Source organism: Kitasatospora sp. NPDC058243 (assembly GCF_042882025.1).
Lineage (GTDB): Bacteria > Actinomycetota > Actinomycetes > Streptomycetales > Streptomycetaceae > Kitasatospora.
Map to the genome: position 1 here is coordinate 39,887 of NZ_JBHVWW010000075.1, position 8,283 is coordinate 48,169.

General features: G+C 73.1%; 9 protein-coding genes. 3 read left to right on the forward strand and 6 right to left on the reverse strand.

Annotated elements, in window-relative coordinates; all coding sequences use genetic code 11:
• Positions 1-147: 147 nt before the first annotated feature.
• The 5 genes from ACFVX9_RS33980 to infC all read right to left on the reverse strand — a co-directional run bounded on the left by ACFVX9_RS33980 (position 148) and on the right by infC (position 3,944).
• Entirely contained in the window at positions 148-1,251 is a 1,104-nt protein-coding gene (locus tag ACFVX9_RS33980; protein ID WP_380378634.1) for an ATP-binding protein, read from the reverse strand.
• A 110-nt stretch (positions 1,252-1,361) separates the two neighbouring features.
• Entirely contained in the window at positions 1,362-2,228 is an 867-nt protein-coding gene (locus tag ACFVX9_RS33985; RefSeq protein WP_380346224.1) for a TrmH family RNA methyltransferase, read from the reverse strand.
• 104 nt (positions 2,229-2,332) lie between these two features.
• The gene (rplT, locus tag ACFVX9_RS33990; RefSeq protein ID WP_030055649.1) at positions 2,333-2,728 is read right to left on the reverse strand and encodes a 50S ribosomal protein L20; all 396 of its coding nucleotides are present in this window, start codon (positions 2,726-2,728) and stop codon (positions 2,333-2,335) included.
• A gap of 109 nt (positions 2,729-2,837) precedes the next feature.
• Positions 2,838-3,032: a 50S ribosomal protein L35 gene (gene rpmI, locus ACFVX9_RS33995; RefSeq protein WP_030055648.1), complete on the reverse strand. Its 195-nt coding sequence runs from the start codon at positions 3,030-3,032 to the stop codon at positions 2,838-2,840.
• A 141-nt stretch (positions 3,033-3,173) separates the two neighbouring features.
• Positions 3,174-3,944: a translation initiation factor IF-3 gene (infC, locus tag ACFVX9_RS34000; protein WP_380346233.1), complete on the reverse strand. Its 771-nt coding sequence runs from the start codon at positions 3,942-3,944 to the stop codon at positions 3,174-3,176.
• Between the two features lie 482 nt (positions 3,945-4,426).
• Here infC and ACFVX9_RS34005 point away from each other — a divergent pair, with 482 nt between their 5' ends.
• Entirely contained in the window at positions 4,427-4,804 is a 378-nt protein-coding gene (locus tag ACFVX9_RS34005; RefSeq protein ID WP_063346861.1) for a DUF1844 domain-containing protein, read from the forward strand.
• Positions 4,805-4,880: 76 nt separating this feature from the next.
• Here the strand turns inward: ACFVX9_RS34005 and ACFVX9_RS34010 are convergent, their stop codons facing one another.
• A complete protein-coding gene (locus ACFVX9_RS34010; RefSeq protein ID WP_380486448.1) occupies positions 4,881-5,654 on the reverse strand; it encodes an SseB family protein in 774 nt (257 codons plus the stop codon).
• A gap of 91 nt (positions 5,655-5,745) precedes the next feature.
• On the opposite strand from ACFVX9_RS34010, the gene ACFVX9_RS34015 reads away from it, so the two are divergent.
• Complete coding sequence (locus tag ACFVX9_RS34015) at positions 5,746-6,969, forward strand: alanine racemase (RefSeq protein WP_387985500.1); 1,224 nt, start codon at positions 5,746-5,748, stop codon at positions 6,967-6,969.
• A gap of 292 nt (positions 6,970-7,261) precedes the next feature.
• Positions 7,262-8,185, forward strand: coding sequence for a lytic polysaccharide monooxygenase (locus ACFVX9_RS34020; protein WP_380558194.1), 924 nt, complete (start codon positions 7,262-7,264; stop codon positions 8,183-8,185).
• Positions 8,186-8,283: the final 98 nt, after the last annotated feature.

Genomic DNA, 8,283 nt, shown 5'->3' on the forward strand with positions numbered 1-8,283 from the left:
AAGGTCGAGTGTAGTCGCAGCGCGTAGCGCGGCTGCCTGGAAGCCCGTCCAGCGGGACCTCGGAGCATGCGTTCATGCTCCTTCAGAGCATGCTCTGCTTGTCGTTCATCTCTTTCAGAGCATGCTCTGCTTGTCGTTCATGCTCCTTCAGAGCATGAAGTCCGGAACGCTGGCGGGCAGGACAAATCGGAACCGGGCGCCGCCGCAGGGGGCCCGGTCGACCCGGATCGAGCCGCCGTGGGCCTCCACGATGCCCTTGACGATGTACAGGCCCAGGCCGGTGCCGCCGCGCTTGGAACCGCGCCAGAAGCGGGTGAAGACGCGCGGCATCGACTCCTCGGGGATGCCGCTTCCTTCGTCGCTCACGGTGACCGCGGTTCCTTCCACGATGCGGGGAGGGGTGCCCGAGCGCTCCCAGAGGGGCGCCTCGACGACCTCCTTGGCCGGTGCCACCTCGATCGTGACAGTTCCCTCGCCGTGGCGCACCGCGTTTTCCAGCAGGTTGGCCAGCACCTGGTCGACCTTGTCCGGGTCGGCCCACAGGACGGTCAGCGACTCGCTGATCCGGACGTCGAAGCGCTCCTCGGGGATGCCGGTGGCGACCTTGCGCTCGACGTGCCGGCGCACCGCGGCGGCCAGGTCGACCACCTGCTTGCGCAGCTCCAGCCGGCCGGCGTCGATCCGGGAGATGTCCAGCAGCTCGGCGATCAGCCGGGTGACCCGGTCGGCGTCGGCGTCCACCGTCTCCAGCATCAGCCGCTTCTGCCCGTCGGTGAACCGCTCCCACTTGGCCAGCAGCGTCGCCGTGAAGCCCTTGACGCTGGTGAGCGGCGAGCGCAGCTCGTGGGCGACGGTGGCGATCAGCTCGGCGTGGCTGCGCTCGGTGCGGCGCCGGGCCTCGGTGCCGCGCAGCGCGACCACCACCCGCTGCGGCGGCCCCAGCGGCACGTCCCGGACGTACCGGGCGGAGACCAGCACCTCGCGGCCGCCGGGCAGCAGCAGGTTGCGCTCCGGCTGGCCGGTGCGGGTGGCCAGGCCGCCGTACGGGTCGGTCAGCTGCCACCAGCGGCGGCCGTCCAGGTCCTCCAGCGGGAGGACGTCCTCCAGCCCGCTACCGAGCGCGGCCTCCGGGGGCAGGCCGGTGAGCCGGGCCGCGGCCCGGTTGAAGCAGACCACCCGGCCCAGCGCATCGGCGACCACCAGGCCGTCCGGTAGGTCGTCCGGGTCGAGCTCTGGCCCGCTGCCGACCATGGGTGTCCTCCCCGATTACCCACCGTGCCGTTCCCCCCACAGAGGCAGACCCTAGCGCCTCGCAGCCCCCTGTAGTAGGCCCTCGGCCGGTGGCGGCTGGAGCGTGCGGGTCAGGCGTTCGAGCGGCAGCCGCCGGGCGAGCGCTGCGCCCGGGCCGAGGCGTACAGGCAGACGGCCGCGGCGGTGGCCAGGTTGAGGCTCTCGGCGTGCCCGTGGATCGGGACGCGCACGACCTCGTCGGCCAGCGCGCGGGTCTCCTCCGGGAGCCCCCAGGCCTCGTTGCCGAACACCCACGCGCCGGGCGCGCCCAGGGTGCCCTCGTCGAGCTCCTGGTCCAGGTCGCGCTCCCCCGCGCCGTCCGCGGCGAGCACCCGGACCCCGGCCGCGCGCAGCTGCGCGACCGCCTCCTCGACCGGCACGCCGACCGCCACCGGCAGGTGGAACAGGCTGCCGACGGAGGCCCGGACGGCCTTCGGGTTGTACAGGTCCACCGAGGCGTCGGTGAGCACCACGGCGTCCGCGCCGGCCGCGTCGGCGGTGCGCAGCACGGTGCCGGCGTTGCCGGGGTCGCGGACGTGGGCGAGGACCGCGACGAGCTTGGGGCGGGCCTTGAGCACCTCGGCGAACGGCGTGTCGATGAAGCGGCAGAGCGCCACGATGCCCTGCGGGGTCACCGTGTCGCAGATGTCGGCGATCACCTCGTCGGTGGCGGTCAGCACCGGCAGCCCCTCGGCCAGCGTCGCCTCGACGAGGGCGGCGTGCCGCTCGGCGGCCTCCGGGGTCACGTACACCTCGACCACGGCGTGCTCGGCCGAGTCCGGCAGCTGGCCGAAGGCGACGGCCTCCCGGACGGCCTGCGGGCCCTCGACCAGGAAGCGGCGTTCCTTGGTGCGCTGGTTCCGCTTGGCGAGCCGGCGGGCGGCGACGACGCGCGGCGAGCGCAGGGAGGTGAGCAGGGGGGTGTCGGTGCTCGGCATGGTCTCGTTCTCTGTGGCGGGCGGCGCTGAAGATCCGGGGAAACGCAGAACCGGACCCGCAGGGAGCCTGCGGGTCCGGTCAGAGCTCAACTGATCTCGGAAGATCAGGCGGCGTCGGCGGCAGCCTTGGGGGCGTTCACGTCGGCCGGCAGCGCCTTCTGGGCGACCTCGACCAGCGACGCGAACGCGCCCGGGTCGTTGACGGCCAGGTCGGCCAGCATCTTGCGGTCGATCTCGACGCTGGCGGCCTTCAGGCCCTGCACGAAGCGGTTGTAGGTGATGCCGTTGGCACGGGCCGCAGCGTTGATGCGCTGGATCCACAGCTGACGGAAGTCGCCCTTGCGCTTCTTGCGGTCGTTGAAGTTGTAGACCAGCGAGTGGGTGACCTGCTCCTTGGCCTTGCGGTACAGGCGCGAGCGCTGGCCACGGTAGCCGCTGGCGCGCTCCAGGATGACCCGGCGCTTCTTGTGGGCGTTGACTGCCCGCTTGACGCGTGCCACTTGATTACTCCTTGGGTTGGACCACGGACTACTTCACGTGGTCCGTCATTCGAATGGGTCGGGAAGGATCAGCTGCCCCGCTCACGGCTCGCGCCGGGCGGGAGGGCGATCACTTGCCGAGAAGCTTCTTGATCTTCTTGGCGTCAGCGGGGGCCAGCTCGACGGTCCCGGCCAGCTTGCGGGTCAGCGTCGAGGGCTTGTGCTCCAGGAGGTGGCGGCGGCCGGCGCGCTCGCGGAGCACCTTGCCAGAGCCACTGATCTTGAAGCGCTTGCTGGCGCCACTGTGCGTCTTCTGCTTCGGCATTTCGCCGTATCTCCTCGTCGGTCCCGTCCGCGCCCGCGCGGCCTGCGCCACGCGGGCGTGAACTGGATGGATCTGTGTGACCGGGCGGGGCGCCCCGTCACCTTGGGGCCGGTCTCCCGGGCCGCCCTGGCCGGTGAAGGCTCAGGCGCCCTGGGAGGCGGCCGGCTGCTCGACCGGAGCGTCGGCCTCGACGGCCGGCGCCTCGGCCGGGGCGTCCTGTGCCTCGGCCGCCTCGGTCGCCTCGTCGTCGGCGACCTCGTCATCGGCGACCTCGTCGTCGACCAGCAGGTCGTCGTCCAGCAGGTCGTCGTCCGCAGCGGCGTCGGAGCCGGGGGTACGGCCCTGACGCTCGGCCTTGCGGGCGTCGGCGAGGGCGCGGGCCTCGGCCATCGCCTCGGTCTTCTTCTTGTGCGGGCCAAGAACCATGATCATGTTTCGGCCGTCCTGCTTCGGCGACGACTCGATGAAGCCCAGGTCCTGGACGTCGTCGGCGAGCCGCTGCAGCAGGCGGAAGCCCAGCTCGGGGCGGGACTGCTCACGACCACGGAACATGATCGTGATCTTGACCTTGTCGCCCTGCTTGAGGAACCGGACGACGTGACCCTTCTTGGTGTCATAGTCGTGCGGGTCGATCTTCGGCCGGAGCTTCATCTCCTTGATGACCGTGTGCGCCTGGTTCTTGCGCGCCTCACGGGCCTTCATGGCCGACTCGTACTTGAACTTGCCGTAGTCCATGAGCTTGCACACCGGCGGCCGGGCGGTCGCCGCGACCTCGACCAGGTCAAGGTCGTACTCCTGCGCGAGCTCCAGCGCCTTGGCAAGCGGCACGATGCCGACCTGCTCGCCGCTGGGACCGACGAGTCGCACCTCCGGGACGCGAATCCGGTCGTTGATGCGGGGCTCGGTGCTGATGGGGCCTCCTCGGTTGCACCTTCTGCGATGCGGCCGTCGGACGGCGGACGCACGTAGTGGACTCGACCACTGGGCGGGGCTTCATTCGTGCTGCGCTGCCCGGCACCTGTTCGGCACCGTGTGCACCGCGACACGAAAAAAGCCCCGCTCGGTACAAGCGGGGCTCCACACAATCCGGGGGCAACACCCTGGTGAGGAGCGCTGCTGCGACTCGGCGCCGTGGCGCCCGTCGCGGACCGGGACCCGTCGACCCTGAGGTCGACCAGGTGGGAGACTTTCGCGGTTGCCCTCTCGGGCCTCCTGGGTGGAGCCTCCTCTTGCTGGCCAGGTGCCCATACGGGATCCCGGCCGGTCAGTCTCGAAGCATACAGCGCTGCGGAGTCGAACGCTATTCCGCCCCACCTCACCACCTTTGTCCGCCTCCGGAAGGGCCCTTGTACGCTCCAGGGGTACTGACACCGGCACGACGGAACGAGCCCCCCTTGAGCAGCGAGCCCACCAAGACCCCCGGCGCGGACGACGACGCGATCGGCTTCGACGACCTCACCCGGGACATCGCCGAGGTCCCGGCCGTCGAGGTGATCACCACCGTCGCGGTGCACCTGATGAGCGCCGCCGCGGTCAAGTGCGGCCTGGCCGAGGGCGGGGAGAAGGACAAGGACCTCGACGAGGCCCGCAAGCTGATCACCGCGCTGGCCGGGCTCGTCACCGCCGGCGCCCCGGAGATCAGCAACTTCCACGCGGCGCCGCTGCGGGACGGCCTGCGCTCGCTGCAGCTGGCCTTCCGCGAGGCCTCCATCGTCCCGGACGCGCCGGGCACGGGCCCGGGCGAGAAGTTCACCGGGCCGGTCTACTCCTGACCCGGACGCGACTCGGGGGCGGTACGTCACGCGACGCACCGCCCCCGACGCACTTCCTACGGCTCCCCACCGCTTCCTACCGCTGGTAGAGCGGCTCCCCCGGCAGCTCCGCGCTCGCCGGCAGCACCGCGAGGTCCAGCCCCCGGTCCAGCCGCACCCGCAGCACCGGGTCGGCGGCCACCGCCCGCCCGACCCGCTGCACGGCCGCCTGCAGCCCGTCCTGGTCCAGCGCCGGGTCGAACACCACCGCGAGCACCCCGTCCGAGCCCTCCGAGGCCGCCAGCAGCCCGGTGAGCACCTGCGGCTCGGCCGCCAGCAGCCCGCGGACCGCCTCGCGCACCTCCGGGTCCCGGGCCGGCGGCAGGAACGGGCGGTTCTCCGCGAGCGCCCGCAGCCGGGCACCGCTCAGCTGGAACGGCACCGGCCCGGCCGGGTCGACCAGCAGGGTGTCGGCGCGCTCGGAGAAGGCGACCATCGCGGCCTGCGGGGCCGCCGTCGGCGCCGGGCGGGCGTCGGCACGCCAGCGGGCGAGCGAGTCGAGCGAGGTGAAGGCCGGCAGCGCGCGGCGCCCGTCCGGGGCCTCCAGCACCGGGACGGCCATGTCGCTGGTCTTCTCGTGCTTGTGCCCGTGCGCGTCCACCTCGACCTCGCCGAGGATCGCGACGATCGGGACCATCAGCCGGGTGGGGGTCAGCGCCGCCAGCACCTCCGGCTCGGCCGCGCGGTCCTGCGACCAGCGGGCGAGGGCCTCGGCGAGCGCCGGGTCGGCGGTGCCGTCGTCGTCGGAGAAGCCGGGGTTCGGGATGCCCTTGCCGACGAACGCCGGGTTGGAGAAGTCTTTGCGGTCCACCCGCCCGACCCTATGCCACCGCGCGCGAGCCGCCCCATTTCCCTGCACGCGGGGCCTACCCACCGGTAGTGCGGTGTGGCACCCTGCGCCCATGGTGATCCTCGACGCACCCGCGACCGCCCCCACCCCGGTCTCCGACCGCCTCCGGTACGACCGGGCCACCGCGCACCTGGACGGGCCGGTGGCCGTCGTCGACCTCGCCGCCTTCGACGCCAACGCCGCCGACCTGGTGCGCCGGGCCGCCGGCAAGCCGGTCCGGGTGGCCAGCAAGTCGGTGCGCTGCCGGGCGCTGCTGGACCGCGCGCTGGCCGTGGACGGCTTCGCCGGGGTGATGAGCTACACCCTCGACGAGTCGCTCTGGCTGGCCCGCACCGGCGTGCGCGACGTCCTGCTCGCCTACCCCTCCGCCGACCGGTCCGGGTACACCGAGCTGACCGCCGATCCGGCGCTCGCCAACGAGGTCACCGTCGTCCTCGACGACCCCGCCCAGCTGGACCTGATCGACAAGGCCCGCGGCGGCGACGCCGAGGTGCGGGTCTGCCTGGAGCTGGACACCGCGCTGCACCTGCTCGGCGGGCGGGTCCGGGTGGGCGCCCGGCGCTCCCCGCTGCGCACCCCCGAGGACCTCGGCGCCTTCGCCGAACTCGTCCAGCACCGCCGGGGCTTCCGGGTGGTCGGCCTGATGGCCTACGAGGGGCACGTCGCCGGGGTGGGCGACCAGGTGCCCGGCCGGCCGCTGCGTTCGCAGCTGATCCGGCTGATGCAGGCCAGGGCCAGGACCGAACTGGCCGAGCGGCGGGCGGCCGTGGTCCGGCGGCTGCGGCGGGTGGCCGAGTTGGAGTTCGTCAACGGCGGCGGCACCGGCAGCGTGGAGTCCACCGTGGCCGAGCGCGCGGTCACCGAGGTCGCGGCGGGCTCCGGGCTCTACCTGCCCCGGCTGTTCGACAACTACCGCTCGTTCCAAGGCCGTCCGGCCGCGCTGTTCGGCCAGCCGGTGGTGCGCCGCCCCGGCGTCGGCGTGGTGACGGTGCTCGGCGGCGGCTACCCCGCCTCCGGCGCGGCCGGCCCGGACCGCTCGCCGGTGCCGTACCTGCCGCAGGGGCTGCGCTACGACCCGATGGAGGGCGCCGGGGAGGTGCAGACCCCGCTGCTCGGCGCGGCCGCGGACGACCTGCTGATCGGCGACCGGGTCTGGTTCCGGCACGCCAAGGCGGGCGAACTGTGCGAGCGCTTCGCCGAACTGCACCTGATCGAGGGCGACCGGATCGTCCGGACCGTCCCGACGTACCGGGGCGAGGGGAAGGCGTTCCTGTGACCGGCCTGCGGCCGACGGCGGCCTGACCGCCCGAACGGCCGTCCGACGACCTTTCCGGAGCCTTAAGCGGGCCCGATGGAACGCCTAACCCGGCCGTTCCGTCGGGCCTTTGCCCTGTTCGGGGGCCTACAGTCCGTCAGGAAGCGTGGCACGCACGACTATTGCCAGCTGGTCCAGACCAATCATACGCTCTGGCCAGGGGTCCGCGGTCCGGGCCGGCGGCCCCCGAACGGGCAGGCGTGTCCGCTCCCCCCACACCCGCCCGGAACGACGGTCAAGGAGTCCCCACCCCATGTCCATCAAGCGAAGTGCCCTGTCCGTCGGCGCGGTCGGCGCCGCGGCCCTCGCGGTGGCCGTTTCCACCGCAGGCACCGCCAGCGCCCACGGCACCATGACCAACCCGGTCAGCCGGGTCGCCGCCTGCTACGCCGAGGGCCCCGAGCACCCGGTGTCCCAGATCTGCAAGGACCTCGTCGCCGCGAGCGGCACCCAGCCGCTGTACGACTGGAACGAGGTCAACATCGCCAACGCGGCCGGCAACCACCAGGCCCTGATCCCGGACGGCAAGCTCTGCTCGGCCAACCGCGACAAGTACCAGGCCCTGGACTGGCCGCGCACCGACTGGCCGGCCACCGCGGTCAAGGCGGGCGCCTTCACCTTCCAGTTCCGCACCACCGCGCCCCACGTGGGCACCCAGACCGTCTACATCACCAAGCCGGGCTACGACCCCACCAAGCCGCTGAAGTGGTCGGACCTCGACCCGACGCCGGTCGCCCAGGTACAGGTCGACCGCACCGCCACCAACGGCTTCTACACCTACGCCGGCACCCTGCCGCAGCGCACCGGCCGCCAGCTGCTGTACACGGTCTGGCAGCGCAGCGACAGCCCGGAGGCGTTCTACAGCTGCTCCGACGTCGACTTCGGCGCGGCCACCGCGGCCGGCGCCCCGGCCGTCTCGGCGCTCGCCGCGCAGGCCCCGGCCGCGCCCAGCGACGCGCAGATCGCGGCCGACGCACCCAAGTCCACGGTCGCCCACCACGGCCACGGCGGCGACCCCAACTCCCCGGCCGGCGCCGTGATCCCGACCGCCGCCGCGGCCGTCGGCACGTCGGCCACCGGCCCGCTGCTGCTGGCCGGCGCCGCCGCGATCAGCGTGGGCTGGGCCGGCATGGTGCTCCGGCGCCGTCGCGTCGAGGCTGTTCGACGCGACTCCTGACGCCGGACGCGGGGCCGGGGCGGCCAAACCCCCGTCCGGCCCGGTTCCGCGGCTCCACACCGTCCGGAACGAACGGCGGCGGCCCACCCGGAGAGTGC